The organism is Erysipelatoclostridium sp. An173, from assembly GCF_963931465.1.
Taxonomy (GTDB): Bacteria; Bacillota_I; Bacilli_A; order Erysipelotrichales; family Coprobacillaceae; genus Thomasclavelia; species Thomasclavelia merdavium.
Genome location: NZ_OZ007017.1, coordinates 1,530,303 through 1,545,787 on the forward strand (window position 1 = coordinate 1,530,303; position 15,485 = coordinate 1,545,787).

At 29.7% G+C, this 15,485-nt stretch carries 14 protein-coding genes and 1 other annotated feature; of the genes, 1 reads left to right on the forward strand and 13 read right to left on the reverse strand.

Features of this window, described 5'->3' with window-relative positions:
* Window positions 1–63 precede the first annotated feature (63 nt).
* The 13 genes from ABGT36_RS07720 to ABGT36_RS07780 all read right to left on the reverse strand — a co-directional run bounded on the left by ABGT36_RS07720 (window position 64) and on the right by ABGT36_RS07780 (window position 14,107).
* Entirely contained in the window at window positions 64–1,059 is a 996-nt protein-coding gene (locus tag ABGT36_RS07720; RefSeq protein ID WP_346677545.1) for a hypothetical protein, read from the reverse strand.
* Complete coding sequence (locus ABGT36_RS07725; RefSeq protein WP_346677547.1) at window positions 1,056–1,517, reverse strand: sigma-70 family RNA polymerase sigma factor; 462 nt, start codon at window positions 1,515–1,517, stop codon at window positions 1,056–1,058. The genes ABGT36_RS07720 and ABGT36_RS07725 overlap by 4 nt, the downstream gene beginning before the upstream one ends.
* An 80-nt stretch (window positions 1,518–1,597) precedes the next feature.
* A complete protein-coding gene (locus ABGT36_RS07730; protein ID WP_346677549.1) occupies window positions 1,598–2,605 on the reverse strand; it encodes a LacI family DNA-binding transcriptional regulator in 1,008 nt (335 codons plus the stop codon).
* Window positions 2,605–3,081, reverse strand: coding sequence for a YtxH domain-containing protein (locus ABGT36_RS07735; RefSeq protein WP_087298423.1), 477 nt, complete (start codon window positions 3,079–3,081; stop codon window positions 2,605–2,607). Before ABGT36_RS07735 ends, ABGT36_RS07730 begins: the two co-directional genes overlap by 1 nt.
* Before the next feature lie 15 nt (window positions 3,082–3,096).
* The gene (locus ABGT36_RS07740) at window positions 3,097–3,387 is read right to left on the reverse strand and encodes a DUF948 domain-containing protein (RefSeq protein ID WP_087298422.1); all 291 of its coding nucleotides are present in this window, start codon (window positions 3,385–3,387) and stop codon (window positions 3,097–3,099) included.
* A gap of 48 nt (window positions 3,388–3,435) precedes the next feature.
* Window positions 3,436–4,746 carry a UDP-N-acetylmuramate--L-alanine ligase gene (locus ABGT36_RS07745; protein ID WP_300628525.1) on the reverse strand — a complete coding sequence of 437 codons (1,311 nt, stop codon included), beginning with the start codon at window positions 4,744–4,746 and terminating at the stop codon, window positions 3,436–3,438.
* Between the two features lie 109 nt (window positions 4,747–4,855).
* On the reverse strand, window positions 4,856–5,935 hold the full coding sequence (locus ABGT36_RS07750) for a Xaa-Pro peptidase family protein (protein WP_087298420.1): 1,080 nt from the start codon (window positions 5,933–5,935) through the stop codon (window positions 4,856–4,858).
* Window positions 5,928–7,679 carry an aspartate--tRNA ligase gene (gene aspS, locus ABGT36_RS07755; RefSeq protein ID WP_087298419.1) on the reverse strand — a complete coding sequence of 584 codons (1,752 nt, stop codon included), beginning with the start codon at window positions 7,677–7,679 and terminating at the stop codon, window positions 5,928–5,930. Before aspS ends, ABGT36_RS07750 begins: the two co-directional genes overlap by 8 nt.
* A complete protein-coding gene (hisS, locus tag ABGT36_RS07760; RefSeq protein WP_087298418.1) occupies window positions 7,672–8,949 on the reverse strand; it encodes a histidine--tRNA ligase in 1,278 nt (425 codons plus the stop codon). Before hisS ends, aspS begins: the two co-directional genes overlap by 8 nt.
* 37 nt (window positions 8,950–8,986) lie before the next feature.
* Window positions 8,987–9,189, reverse strand: a binding site (T-box leader).
* Between the two features lie 103 nt (window positions 9,190–9,292).
* The gene (locus ABGT36_RS07765) at window positions 9,293–11,518 is read right to left on the reverse strand and encodes a bifunctional (p)ppGpp synthetase/guanosine-3',5'-bis(diphosphate) 3'-pyrophosphohydrolase (RefSeq protein ID WP_087370571.1); all 2,226 of its coding nucleotides are present in this window, start codon (window positions 11,516–11,518) and stop codon (window positions 9,293–9,295) included.
* A 42-nt stretch (window positions 11,519–11,560) separates the two neighbouring features.
* A complete protein-coding gene (locus ABGT36_RS07770; RefSeq protein ID WP_087298416.1) occupies window positions 11,561–12,079 on the reverse strand; it encodes an adenine phosphoribosyltransferase in 519 nt (172 codons plus the stop codon).
* Between the two features lie 54 nt (window positions 12,080–12,133).
* Window positions 12,134–13,780, reverse strand: a complete 1,647-nt coding sequence (gene recJ / locus ABGT36_RS07775; protein ID WP_346677553.1) for a single-stranded-DNA-specific exonuclease RecJ — start codon at window positions 13,778–13,780, stop codon at window positions 12,134–12,136.
* Between the two features lie 36 nt (window positions 13,781–13,816).
* Window positions 13,817–14,107 (reverse strand): post-transcriptional regulator, encoded by a 291-nt coding sequence (locus ABGT36_RS07780; protein ID WP_300628535.1) that lies wholly within the window; start codon window positions 14,105–14,107, stop codon window positions 13,817–13,819.
* A 68-nt stretch (window positions 14,108–14,175) separates the two neighbouring features.
* Between ABGT36_RS07780 and ABGT36_RS07785 the strand changes: the two genes are divergently transcribed.
* A complete protein-coding gene (locus ABGT36_RS07785) occupies window positions 14,176–15,477 on the forward strand; it encodes an oligosaccharide flippase family protein (RefSeq protein ID WP_346677554.1) in 1,302 nt (433 codons plus the stop codon).
* The last annotated feature ends 8 nt before the right edge of the window (window positions 15,478–15,485 follow it).

Here is a 15,485-nt window from a genome sequence, read left to right on the forward strand (position 1 = left end):
TTGTCATAGTTTATCTGTTCTGTGAGGTCAAAAATATACTTATTAATTTAACTGCTTTTATATTTATGAGATTTGCATATAAATTCTAGATCCATAATCACCTGGTCGCATATCTTCCTCGGTTATTGGTACTTCTGTAAAAGTGATCTTTTTTTCTTTAGTAATACCATTATTGTATTTAATTTCCATTTTAATTTGATAATTTAAAAGTTCATCTTTAATAAATCTTGTCATATTTTTTTCATTTTTATAATATGACAATTCATCTTTTCCATATGAAAAACTAGTTACTATTTGCATTTTTGATTGATTATCAAATTGTTTATCATATGGCATCATTAATTCTTTTTTGTGGTTGATCCTAATCCAGTAAATCCAGCCATACTCTTTTATTGATTCTTGGCTAAAGTTTGTTTCTGCCATTTTTTTATCATATTCAATCGACATATCAAAAGAATTATCATTATAATATTGTTCTAAATCATCTGCAAAATTATATTTTTCCTTAAACATGTTAAGATCCTTATCTCGAAACTCGTTAAATTTTTTTAAAACAGTATTACCATTGTCTTCTTCGATTAATTTATTATAATCTCCCTGGAACTCATCAAACGACTCTAAAAGATAAAAATTCAAACTATCACCATTTACAACAGAATATGTTATCTCTTTAATATTATCACCAGTAATAATTATATCAAATGGTAAATATGATTTACCATTAAATCCACTTTCATCACTGTTTATTATACTACTAACTTCCCATGATGTTCCAAACACATCTTCAGTCATATCAATTTGTACTGGTTTTTCTATATTATAATTTTGTTCATTTGCATAAACATTGGTTATAAAATAATCTGAATCAATATTAGTTGTTTCTTTTACATTTTCATCTTTTCTTAAACTAAAAATACCAATTGTTAAACAAATCACTACCGGTACAGCCAAAAATTTGTAATACCTTTTAGGATTTTTTTTGCTTTTTAAACACATATCCAATTTTTGTTCAGGAATTATAATACCATCTATAACTTTCTTTAAATCATCTTGTTTCATTTTATATCTTCCCATTCTATTTTTAATTTTTCTCGTCCTCTTTTTAATCTTTGTTTAACTGCAGCTTCTTTAATATGTAATATTTTAGCTATTTCCTTAATTTTATATCCTTGATAATAATACAGATATATAACCCCTTTATATTTAGGAGCTAATTTGAATACTAATTCTTTAAGTTGAATGTCGACATTTTCATTACAATAATATTCTTCATTAAAAGAAGTTACATTTCGATTCCAATAACTTTTTAAATTATTCTTGCATAAATTAATACTTACTCTTAATAGCCAGCGTTTAAGATGCTCTTCATCATTAAATTTCTTTTGTTTCGATAATTTTAAAAAAGTGTTTTGAACTACATCCAAGGCATCTGCTTCATTTTTCAAGTACAAAAAAGCTGTTTTATATACCATTTCCCGATACCGATAAAAAATTGATTCAAGCGCTTCATTATCCATGAATATCCTCCCTTCACCTAATAAACAATTCAAATCCTTAATTAGTGACAAATAATAAAAAAGACTTTCTTTACGAAAGCCTAATCATCTTTTGTTGAATCACGTTTAATAAACATGTGCTGTACTGCAATTTCTTTTGATTCAATTTCTTCATCTTGTAAAAACTTAGTTAAAAGTCTAACTGCTAATGCTCCCATATCATAAACTGGAACATTCATTGAAGATAGAGTTGGTTTACACATAATCGAATAACTAGTATTCAACATACCAACTACTTCCATTTCATCTGGAATTTTAATTCCATTTTCTTGAGCTGCATTAATTACAGCAACACCATCTTTGTCATAACCACAAAATACTAAATCATGTTTATGAGTTTTAAAATATTCGATAAAGTTTGGATATGTGTTTTCATAATGACCTGAACTTGTTAGAATCTGGTTTGTTGTAAATTCCTTGTTATGCTTTTTATATGTTTCTTTAATTCCTTCAATAATTTCATCACTTTTAATTAAATTTTGTTTTGGTAAAATATAAATAATATCATCTTTACCACGATTTAAATAGCGATCAACAATTTCCTCAGCTGCCTTTTTAACATCAATATAGATTGATCCAATATTTTCACCAGAAATCTTTTTACCAATAACTACAATTGGTAAATTGTATTTAACAATTGAATCAATAGTTTCATCAAGATTATCGTTGTTAAAAAGTATTACACCATCAACACGTGATTTTACTAATCGTTCAGTAACATCAGCAACAGTATTTTCATCACCAATATCATCTGTAGTATACATGTTAATATTGTAATCTAAATGTCTTCCGGTATCACCAATTCCACCAATCATATCTTTAACATGGGCAAACAATGATTGCGGAAAAACAATTGCAATTGTTGTTGTTTTACTCGTCGCTAAGCCTCTTGCTATATCATTTGGTTTAAAATCTAGACGTTCAATTACATCCAAGACTTTTTGCTTTGTCTTTTCTCGGACAACATTAGACCCGTTAATTACCCGAGAAACAGTCGCAAGAGAAACTCCTGCTTCTCTTGCAACATCATAAATAGTAACTTTTTTCATTAGTCTTTTAGATCTTCAATGATAACATCTAATTCATCTTCGATGTCATCAATTACACCATCAAATTCATCTACTTCGTTAAAATCCTGGTCTTGAATTTTTGTCTTGATTTCTTTTAATTTAGTAGTTACTTCATTACTTACTTTAGTAACTGATTCTTTAAAATTAGCATATTCTTCACTAGATTTAACTGAAACAGCTAATTCTTCTAATTTTGATTTTACTTCATTAATTTTTTTTCCAGCGTTTTCTTTAAACTCATCAGCATCAAATTCATCAATAGCTAATTTAATTTCATCAATTGTATTATTGATTAATTCTTGAATATCTTCTTTTGAGATATTTTGTGCTTTATCATATAAATCTTTTGATTTATCCTTAATATCTTTTCTTAATTCACTACCTTTTTTTGGAGCACATAACATTCCAATTACGGTTCCAATTCCAATTCCAGCAATTAATTTACCTAATTTCATTTTTTATTCACCTTTCTAAAACAATTTTCTAATAAATCTAATAATCATACCAAATGGGCTAAATTTTGGACGTTCAGGATCAAAGATACTTGCAATAGTTTCAACTGGTACATTCAATAAATCTAGCTTGTATGTAATATCATCCATTACTTTTTCTGCTTTATTTATCGTACTTTGCGCCATTTCAACAGTTTCACCAACTTGTTTAACTGTGGTAGCTGAACGCAATAACAAAATACCTAATGTTACTAGAGCAAATGCACCAGCCAAAATTAAGACACAATAGCATATATCGATTGCAGTCATAGCATTACCTCAACTTTCTAAAAATCATTATAACATATTTCTAAATTCTTACATAGATTTTTTTGCGGCAATAACTTTTTCTTCTAGTTTATAAATATCTTTACTAGACATAAATAAGAACACAACATTATCATATTTAGCTAATTCTTTAGCTGCTTCGTCGTCTTCACCGATTACTTTAGAACGAGGTAAGTTTTTAGCAATATCGTAAATATCAATATCGATGCCTTCCTCTTTAACCGCATTTTCAGGGAATGGACAAAAATATGGATAATCCGCTAAATCCATCGCCTGAGCAAACTCAACAGCAAATCGAGCTCCTCTTGAATAACGATCTGGCTTAAACACAGCTACGATTTTTTTACCAGGATATCTAACCCGAGTAGCTTCAATTACATATTTAATTGCTGTTGGATGATGAGCATAATCGTCAACATATATATTGTTACCAACTTCAGTAACTGTATACCGTCTTTTAGTACCTTCAAATGTAGCCATTTTTTCTTGTATATATTCACAGCTCATATTTTCTAAATATCCAAGAGTAATAATCGCTAATGAATTATATAACATATGCATTCCATAATATGGCAAATTAAAATGTCCAAATAATTCATTATGAATATATACATCAAATGACAATCCATCATGGTTTTCAATTACATTGACTGCTCTAACATCATTATTGTCATTTAAACCAAATCTCATAACTCTTTTTTTGAAATTGATTTTTTTGATATTTGGATCATCACCCCATACAATTACTGTATCTTTAACTTGATTAGCAAATTTTTCAAAAGATTCAATATATCTTTCTAGATTACCAAAATAATCAACATGATCTAATTCAATATTATTGATAATTGCATATTGTGGATAATAATGTAAAAAATGATCTTGGAATTCACAAGATTCGGCAATAAAATATTTACTATCTTTAGTTGCATAACCAGTACCATCACCAATTAAAACGGTAGTTTTCGCAAAATCTTTAAATAAATGATAAGCCATACCCGTAGTAGTTGTTTTCCCATGAGTACCAGCAATACTGATAGAAATAAAGTTTTCCATGAATTTTCCTAAAAATTCAAAATAACGATAACATTTAACATTTGGATTTGCTAGTGCTGCTTTTACTTCTTCATGGTCATCACCAAAAGCATTTCCAATTATAACTGTATAGCCATCTTTAATGTTATTTGGATCAAAAGAATAAATAGGGATATTTCTCTTTCTTAATTCATCTTCAATAAAAATATATTTATCAATATCACTACCACAAACATCATTTCCTAGTTCATGAAGGATTTCGGCTAATGGCGCCATCCCTGAACCTTTTATACCTATAAAATAATACATACTGTCACCTCACCATCTCATTTTAACACAATTTATGATAAATGTATTTAATAGTCAAGAAAAAATTATTACTTTTTAATGATAGAAAATGATTAAAAGTATTAAACTTTTAATCATTTACAACTATTAAATCCTTAGAATAACTATTTAATACTTGGCATCCATCTTTAGTAACTAAGACTAAATCTTCAACTCGAACACCAAATTTACCAGGTAAATAAACACCAGGTTCAATAGAAAAAGTCATTCCTTCTTTAACTTCTAAATCAAAATTAACTGAAACATCACCATATTCATGAACATCTCTACCAATGAAATGTCCTAAACGATGATTAAATTCTTTTCCATATCCAGCTTCACTAATAATATCACGTGCTGTTTTATCAATGTCGCAAAGTTTTACGCCAGGTTTGATCATTGCTTCAGCTGCTTCATTAGCCTTACGAACTAACTGATAAACCTTTTTAGCTTCTTCGCTAACTTCTTTGTAAAATACTGTTCTTGTCATATCTGAACAATAACCATGGTATTTACAACCCATGTCAATTATTACACTATCTCCTGGTTTTAATTGACTATCATCATTTTCATGATGAGGATTAGCACCGTTAGCCCCAAAAGCTACAATTGGCTCAAAACTATTTCCAGAAGCGCCAAGTTCTTTATAAATATCTTCTAACTGATCAGCAATTTGTTTTTCTGATAAACCAGTACCAACTAATTTGATAATTTTGTCAACTGCTTTATCATTGATTTTACTTGCTTCAATCATTAATTCTTGTTCTTCTTTATCTTTGACCATTCGAACATAATCAACACATTTAGAACCATTGACAAATTTTGTATCTGGCATCTTTTCCATTAAACTAAGTAAAAAGTGAGCACTCCAATGTTTATCGACACCAACAGTTTTAGCTCCAGCTATTTTACTTGCGATACTAGCTGTTGGATCATCGGTATCACTATGCCATGCAATTTCAATTCCTAAATCATTTTCCACAAAGAATAGTTTATTGAAAAATAAACAATGATCACCATTAGCCCCTAGCATTAAAACATACATTCTTTCTCCAGGATTATTAACATAATTAATTAAATAATCAATTGATGATGGTTCACTAATTAATAAATAATCTAGATTATTTTCTTGCATGTTTTTTACAACTTCATTAATTCTTTGCTTATTCATCTTCAATCACCGCAATCTTTAATTCGTCTAATTGTTCTTGATCAACAACACTTGGAGCCTTAGACATTGGACAAACTGCACTAGCATTTTTAGGGAAAGCAATTACTTCACGAATATTTTCACTACCAGTTAAAATCATTGCTAAACGGTCTAATCCTAAAGCAAAACCACCATGAGGAGGTGTTCCATATTGGAAGGCTTCTACAAACCATCCGAATTGACTTTCAATTCGTTCTTGAGTAAATCCTAATGCTTTAAAAGCACGTTCTTGTAAATCTTGTTCATAAATTCTTTGAGATCCACCACCTAATTCAAAACCATTTAAAACAATGTCATAAGCATCAGCTAAACAATGAGCTGGATCATTTTCAATTTTATCAATATCTTCTTCTTTAGGTCTTGTAAATGGATGATGTACTGCATAATAACGATTAGTTTCATCATCAAATTCAAACATTGGGAAATCAACTACCCATAAATATGCAAATTCATTTGGATCATATAATTTTAATTCCTTACCTAAATGATTACGTAATGCTGCAAGAGAACTACAAACAACATCATATTTTACATCACTTACAAATAACAATAAATCATCATCATTAGCAGCCATTGCTGTTAATAAACGTTCCATTTGTTCATCGTTAAAGAATTTAGCAATAGGACCTTCCCCTTTACCATTTTTAACTTTTAACCAGGCTAATCCTTTAGCTTTATATGTTTTTACAATATCTGTTAATTTATCAATAGCTTTACGAGAAAAATTATTAGCTTGACCTTTAACATTAATACCTTTTACATAACCATTAGCTTCTAACGCTGATTTAAAGACCATAAAATCAACATCTTTAACTGTTTCATTAAGATTTACTAATTCCAAACCAAAACGAATATCAGGTTTGTCGATCCCATATTTTTCCATAGCTTCATGCCAAGTCATACGAGGTAATGGCAATGAAATTTCAATTCCTTTGACATCTTTCATTACTTGAGCAATCATTTGTTCTCCTAAAGTAATGATTTCATCAGTTGTCATAAAACTCATTTCAACATCAATTTGAGTAAATTCAGGTTGACGATCAATTCGTAAATCCTCATCTCTAAAACAACGAGCAATTTGATAATATCTTTCAAATCCAGCAACCATCAATAATTGTTTAAATAATTGTGGTGATTGTGGCAAAGCATAAAATGAACCATTATGAACCCTTGAAGGAACTAAAAAGTCTCTTGCTCCCTCTGGTGTTGAACGATTTAAATATGGTGTTTCAATATCAATAAAATCATGTTCATCTAAAAAATTACGAATACTGCGTGTAATTTTATGACGAGTAATTAATTTTTCTTGCATTACTGGTCTTCTTAAATCTAAATAACGATATTGCATTCTAGCATCGTCACTAGCATCAGTTTCATCAGTTGTATAAATTGGGGTAACTTTTGCTGTATTGATAATATCAATACTAGTTACTTCAATTTCAATATCACCTGTTGGTAAATTAGGATTCTTAGAACTTCTTTCAATTACTTTTCCAACAACGTGTAAAACATATTCATTTTTTATTTCACGAGAAATTTCTTCCATTGATTCATTTAATACAATTTGGGTAATCCCATAACGATCACGTAAATCAATAAAAACTAAAGCTCCTAAATTTCTCTTTTTAGCAACCCAGCCTTTTAATTCAACTGTTTTACCAACATCACTAATTCTTAATTCACCATTATTGTGAGTTCTATTCATGACTATGTCCCTCCATATGATCTTCAATATACGCTACAATATTTTCAATTGGTACTACATCTTGTGTTTTTGAATGAGTACATTTAATATTTACAACTTCTTGTTCAACTTCTTTATCACCAATGATCATTGCAAAATGACTATTTAAACGATCAACAGTTTTAAATTGAGCCTTCAATGAGCGATCTTGATAATCCATATCAACAGTAAATCCATTAGCTCTTAACATAGTTGTAATTTGCATTGCTAAATCTTTTGCAGCTTTACCTAATGGCATAACATAAACATCTAAACCATCTTCTTCTTGTAACTGATCATCCATAGCAATTAATAATCTTTCCATACCAAAAGCAAAACCAACACCTGGAGCTTCTGGTCCACCTAATTCTTGAACTAAACCGTTATAACGACCACCACCGCCAACAGTTGAACCAGCTCCTAAACGAGGATCATCAGAAATAACTTCAAATACTGTATGACAATAATAATCTAAACCTCTAACTAAATTAGGATCAACTACATATTCAATTTCTAATTCGTCTAATAGTTGACATACTTTTTCAAAATGAGCTTTACTATGTTCATTTAAATAATCTAATGTTTTTGGTGCTGTAGCCATCGCTGGATGATTACGATCGACTTTACAGTCGAGAATTCTAAGCGGATTAGCTTCATAACGATTTTTACAATCACTACATAATTCATCTAAATATGGCGCAAAGTGAGCTTTTAACGCTTCACGATAAGTATCACGACTTTCATTATCACCTAATGTATTAATATGTAGTTTAACACCCTTTAACCCTAAAGCTTTAACTAAAGTTACAGCCATTGTCATACATTCAACATCTAAATATGGTGATTCATAACCAATCATTTCTACCCCAAATTGATGGAATTGTCTTTGACGACCATTTTGAGGTCTTTCATAACGAAACATTGGACCAATATAATATAACTTACTAATTTTATCAGGATTAGCATACATCTTATGTTCAACATATGCTCTAGCTACTCCAGCTGTTCCTTCAGGACGTAAAGTAATAGAACGCCCTTTTTTATCAGCAAAAGTATACATTTCTTTACTAACAATATCTGTTGTATCACCTACTGAACGGCAAAATAAATCAGTATGTTCAAAGATAGGGGTTCTAACTTCTTTAACATTATAATTAGCACAAATTGTTCTAATTAGCTGTTCTAATGTTTGCCATTTATTACTTTGTTCTGGCAAAATATCTACAGTTCCACGTGGCGCTTTATAATTCATCTTTTTCCCTCCTTAATAATATAAAAACGTCCTTAAAAATAAGGACGTTAACTAACGCGGTACCACCTTAATTCGTGTTTTTTGACACGCACTCTTGTCTTAACGCAACAAACGTTTACTCCTACTGTCTTTCAAAGTAACTCCTCCCAAGTGTCCCATAATCTTCTTTTAAATACTTTCACCAGCCGTATTTTCTCTACATAAAAGAATTAATTATTTAATCTTGTTCATCGGATTAAAATGATTATATATAAAATTTTAAAAAAAAGCAACCCATATTAATTTTGAGTTACTTTTTTATTTAAAATTATCAGTAAATAAATAAAAATCTCTCATTTATCAACTAATGAATAATTCTTTTTATTTCATAGATTCCCTGGATACGATCAATATTATCAATTGCTTGTTGTAATCTTGAAGCATCCTCAACAGATATTTTCAATTTTATGATTGCTTTCATATCTACAATATCAGCATTAATTTTTAAAATATTGATTTTCATTTGTCCAAGAGCCGTTACAACATCATTTAACAAGTTAGGACGATCCAACCCAACAATTTCTAAATCAGCTTGAAATCTCATAGTAGTAATTGATGCAAAATCCCAATAAACATCAATTAACCGAGCTTGAATATCCGGCTGCTGGATATTAGGACAATCTTTTCGATGAACTTTAATTCCTTGTCCTTGAGAAACAAAGCCGATAATGTCGTCACCGGGAATTGGGTTACAGCACTTAGATAATTGAATTTTAAGACCATCGATTCCTTTTACAACTACCCCAGAACTATTTCTAGCTGATTGCATCCTTTCATTAGCTTGATTATTACGTTGTAGCATTTTAGAAATACTATCAAAAAAGCCAGATTTTTTAGGAGCAACACGATCAAGAACATTCATAACCGGTAAACTTTTCTTACCAATGAAATATAAAATATCATCAAAGCTACGAGCTCCAAAAGATCCTAAAAAAGTCTTATAAGTATCACTATCCATATATTTCTTTTCATCTAAGCCTCGTTTACGAATCTCATCACGAAGAATTTTACGACCGTCTTCAATAACATCTTTTTTAGTTTCGGCTTCACGTTTAGCGATAAATTGACGAATCTTATTTCGAGCACCAGCTGTTCGTACAAATTTTAACCAGTCTTCACTTGGACCTGGTGATTGTTTATTTGTTTTAATTTCTACAACATCACCAGTTTTTAATTTTGTATCAATTGGCACCATAACATTGTTTACTAAAGCGCCAACTGCTTTATGCCCAACTTCAGTATGAATACGATAAGCAAAATCAATCGGTGTAGCCCCATTTGGCAATTCAACGATTTTTCCTTGTGGTGTTAATACATAAACATTTGCTTCAAAAATATCATGTTTTAATGAATCATAATATTCTTTAGCATCACCATCTTTAATATCATCACTTAAAGAAATAAATTCACGTAACCATTGCAGCTTTTCACCAATTTCCTGTTGTTCTCTTTTAGATGAATACCCACGGTTTTCTTTATAGCGCCAATGAGCAGCTACCCCAAGTTCTGCTAACTCATCCATTTCTTCAGTTCTAATTTGGATTTCAAAAGTATTACCATCTTCACCAATTACAGATGTATGCAATGATTGATACATATTAGGTTTAGGCATTGCAATATAATCTTTAAAACGACCTGGAATTGGACGATATTGATCATGAATCAACCCTAAAATACTATAACAGTCCATCTTATCTTTAGTAATTATTCTTAAAGCATATAAGTCATATAGTTCATCAAAACGTTTCTTTTTTACAAACATTTTTTTATAAATACTATAAATCGACTTAGCTCGTCCTAAGATTCGATATTGATAGTTATTTTCTTTCAGCATTTTTTCAACTGAAGCCATCATCTTAGCAACAGATTCTTTACGTTCTTCTTGTTTAGTTGCTAATAATTTAGATATTTCATTATAAGCAATCGGATCTAAATAATACAAACTTAAATCTTCTAATTCCGTTTTAATATCATTAATCCCTAAACGATGAGCAATCGGTGTATAAACCTCTAAGGTTTCTCGCGAAATCTTTTTTTGTTTTTTAGGTGGCATATACTGCAAAGTTCGCATATTATGCAACCGGTCTGCAAATTTAATTAAAATAACTCGAATATCTTTAGCCATCGCAATGTATATTTTACGATGATTTTCTGCATAGACATCAGCTTCATCTTTAAATGGCATTTTACCAATTTTAGTAACTCCCTCTACTAGACTAGTAATCTCTTCACCAAATTGATCAACCATTTCTTCATGGGAAACGCCACAATCTTCCATGACATCATGTAATAAACCAGCAGTTATTGTTGCCGGACCGGTTTGTAAAGTAGCCAAAATATAAGCAACCCAAATTAAATGATTAGTATATGGTTCCCCGCTTTTTCTTTTTTGTCCAGCATGTTTTTCCATAATATAATCATAAGCACGATTGATTAGAGCAATGCTGTCTTGATTTGTAATATATTTACCACATACTTCTAAAACATCATCAATTGTTACGGTATCGCCAGCTCCTTTAAACTCTGCCATATTTTCACCCCCTATTATTAAAAAAGAGAGTAACTCTCTTTTTTAATACTTTAACATTGAATAAACATTATAACCTTGAAGACGTTTACGTCCTTCTAAAGCTTCTAATTCAATAAAAAATGCAATTCCAGCTACTTTTCCACCTAATCGTTCAACTAATTTAACTGTTGCTTCAACAGTTCCTCCAGTAGCTAGTAAGTCATCAACAATAATAACATTTTGTCCAGGTAAAATACTATCAGCATGCATAAATACTTCATTAGTACCATATTCTAAATCATATTTTTCACTTATAGTTTCTCGTGGTAATTTACCTGGTTTTCTTACAGGTACAAACCCTGCATTTAACTGGTAAGCAACTGGGCATCCAAATAAAAAACCTCTTGCTTCTGGTCCAGCTACAATATCAGTTTTTACACCAAGATCATTAGCCCAAGCAACGAAACGATCAATTGCTTCTTTATAAGCATCTTTATCTTTTAATAATGGTGTAACATCTCTAAATAAAACTCCTTCTTCAGGAAAATCCTGGATATCCGCAACATATTTTGATAAATCCATCTCTATTCCTCCACAATCATATCCTATGATTAACAATTATAACATTTTTATAGTCTAATTAAAACCATTTATATCTTCGATAATTAAATTAACTGATTCGATATTATTAAAAACATTAATACTAAATTTCCCGATAACATCAATACTTTTTACATTTTTATATTTATCATATAAATCTCCGTGATTAAAAAACAATGCTTGACCTCTAGTTTTAGGTAAATCTAAATCAAATCTTATATGTTTACCATTTGAAAGAGCAGTTACTTTACTTACTGGCAAATTAGCTACAAAAAAACTCATTTCCTCATTTCCCTTACCTAAAGGTTCTAATAGCTGTAACTGTTTTACATTATTTATTTTAATTTCATTAATCTCTACAGCAATAACATCAACAGGGGGAATTTGATAGTTTGCAAGTAATTGATCAAGATATATATCTAAACGCTCTTTTAATTTTTCAACATTATCTATACTTACACTAAAACCACCAGCTAAAGCATGACCACCATAACTGTCTAAAACATCTTGAACTTGTTCAAAAATCTGATTCAAAGGAATTCCTTCAATTCCTCGAGCACTACCTTTATACATATTTTTATCACTATCAAAAGTCATGACAAAACTAGGTCGATTAAATTGATGAGTATACTTTCCAGCAACTAATCCTATTAAACCTTCATGTAATTCACTTTGATAACAATATAAATACTGGTCATTTGGTTTAAGTGTTGAAAGAACCTGCTTATATTGCTGATTAGTCATGTTTTGTCTTTTTGAATTAATTTCAACAGCTTTTTGACTTACAGCTTTCAAAATACCAATTGAAGCATCCTGGCGAAAATATTTAACTAAATGATTAGGACTAACGATTTCACTTAACCTTCCAAAAGAATTAATTTTAGGGGCAATTGTATAACCTATTTTAGTGACATCATAACCAGAACTATTACCTAACAATAATTCTAATTGGGGATATTTATTATTTTTCATAAATAATAATGCTCGTTTTACTAAAGCTCGATTTTCATCTAATAAAGGCATCATATCTGAAATTGTTGTTATGGCCGCCAAACAAAATAAATATTGATCATGTTTGTTTAATAAAGCACTAGCCAGCTTATAAGCAACAAATCCACCGGAAATTTCTTTAAAAGGATAATCTGGTGATATTTTAGTATGAATAATTGAAAAAGCATCAGGCAATTCATCATCATAATTATGATGGTCAGTAACAATGACATCAACACCTAACTCATTAGCTCGTTCTATTGCATCATAAGCTTTTATACCATTATCTACAGTAATTATCAAACTATAATTTTTACTTGCAATCTGTTCTACCCTATTTACATTTAAACCGTACCCATCTTCTTGACGATTAGGAATATGATATCCTACTTCAATACCTAGTTGTCTAAAAGCGTCAACTAAAATAGCAGTCGCTAAAATCCCATCACAATCATAATCGCCATATATACAAATTTTTTCTTGATTTTCAATTGCTTCTTGAATTCTCTCTAAAGTTATTTCAGCTTCAGAAAACAAAGAAAAATCATGATACATCAAACGATTAGATAACATTAATTCAATATCTTGTTTTGAATATTGTTTATAAGCAAATATTTTTGCAAGCAATGAATTAATCTGATATTCCTGCATATAATCTTTATAGTCCAAATCATTTATAATTCGCCAGTTCATAGAAACTCCTTTCAAATAAAAATAGTTGCAATGCAACTATTTTGAAATAAAATCCGAAAAATCATTTATACTCAAATGCGATGCTTCTTTAACTACTTGTAAACTTAAATAGTCAAAAAGCTCAGAAAAGTTTAAGTTCATAATATCATCAACAATCTCGCACATTGGAATTGAATCACGTTGTTTCCATTTGCAATCAAATAAATAATCTTTTATTTGTTGTTCAGTAATATTATGAATATCATGTTGTCTAAAATCACGGGCTTTTAATTTAATTAAAAAATTTAGGTCTCTTTTATTGAATTTAAAATCATTACCAGTTTTCACTATTAGCCCTCCGTTTCAAAAGTCACTTACATATTATATGACAAATTTCATCAGAAAGGAAGTGCTTTATGAAAAGAAAACTAATAAATTCTTTCATCATTCTTTCCGCAAGTTCTGCGATCACTAAACTATTTAGTATCCTTAATCGGATGATTTTAGCACGACAATTATCACAAGAAGCAATGGCTTTATATTTTCTAGTTATGCCTACTGTTTCTTTATGCATAACTTTAGGACAGCTAGGCATTCCTTCTGCTGTTTTTCGTCTTATTGCCAATCCTAAATACAATAATAAAAAAATAATCATTTCAGCAATAACTATTAGTCTATTTGCGGGTATCATAGTAATGAGTACCCTGTTATTTTCTAGTCAATTTATAAGTCATAATTTATTAAAAAACGATGATGCTTTTTATCCATTATTATCATTAATTTTATTTATCCCACTAGTTGGAATAAGTGGCATTATTAAAAATTATTTTCTCGCTAAACAAAATGTATTTTTAGTTGCTAAAGCGGGTTTTATTGAAGAAGCAGCACGTTTAAGTTTTAGTTATATCATGATCAAATCATTTTCTTATTTAGCTAACAATTATTTAGTAACTTTTGCAATGCTTGCTATGTCTGTTGGCGAACTGGCTTCTATTATCTATTTACTTACAAGATTAAACAAAAAACATTTAGTTATTTTAAACAAACAAGAATTAGTAGCTAATTTACAAATTAAGGATATGCTTAATATTGCGATGCCTTTAACCGGCTCTAGACTTTATCAATGTTTAATCAGTTTTTTAGAACCAATTGTCTTAGTTTATGTTTTAAGTAAAATAGGTTTAGATAAAACCACAATTCATAATCAATATGCCATAATTAGTGGTTATGTTATTTCCTTACTTGTAACACCAACATTTTTTAACGGGGTGATTTATCGTTTAATTTTACCTATTATTACTAATGATGTTGCCTATCATCAAATCAAAGCAGCTCGCTATCACCTTTTAGTTGCCTTAATAGGAAGTGTCATGATCAGTATTCCATTTACCTTGATTTTTTATTTTTTTCCGAAAAATTGTTTACAACTTCTATACAATACCACAAGTGGTGCCAATTATCTTAAATATATGGCAATTCCATTTACGATCTACTATTTAGGTACACCACTAAGTGCTCTTTTACAGGCTCTAAATAAAAATAAAGCAATGTTTATTATCAGTATTATTCAATCCACCTTACAAATAATATTAATATTTATTCTTAGTCCGTATTTAAAAGCATTTAGTATTGCCATTAGTACTTTAATAGGGATTATTTTTTCAACAATTGCTTCAATGATCATTTGTTACAAATATCTGTTTATTGAAAACAAATAAAAAAAGTC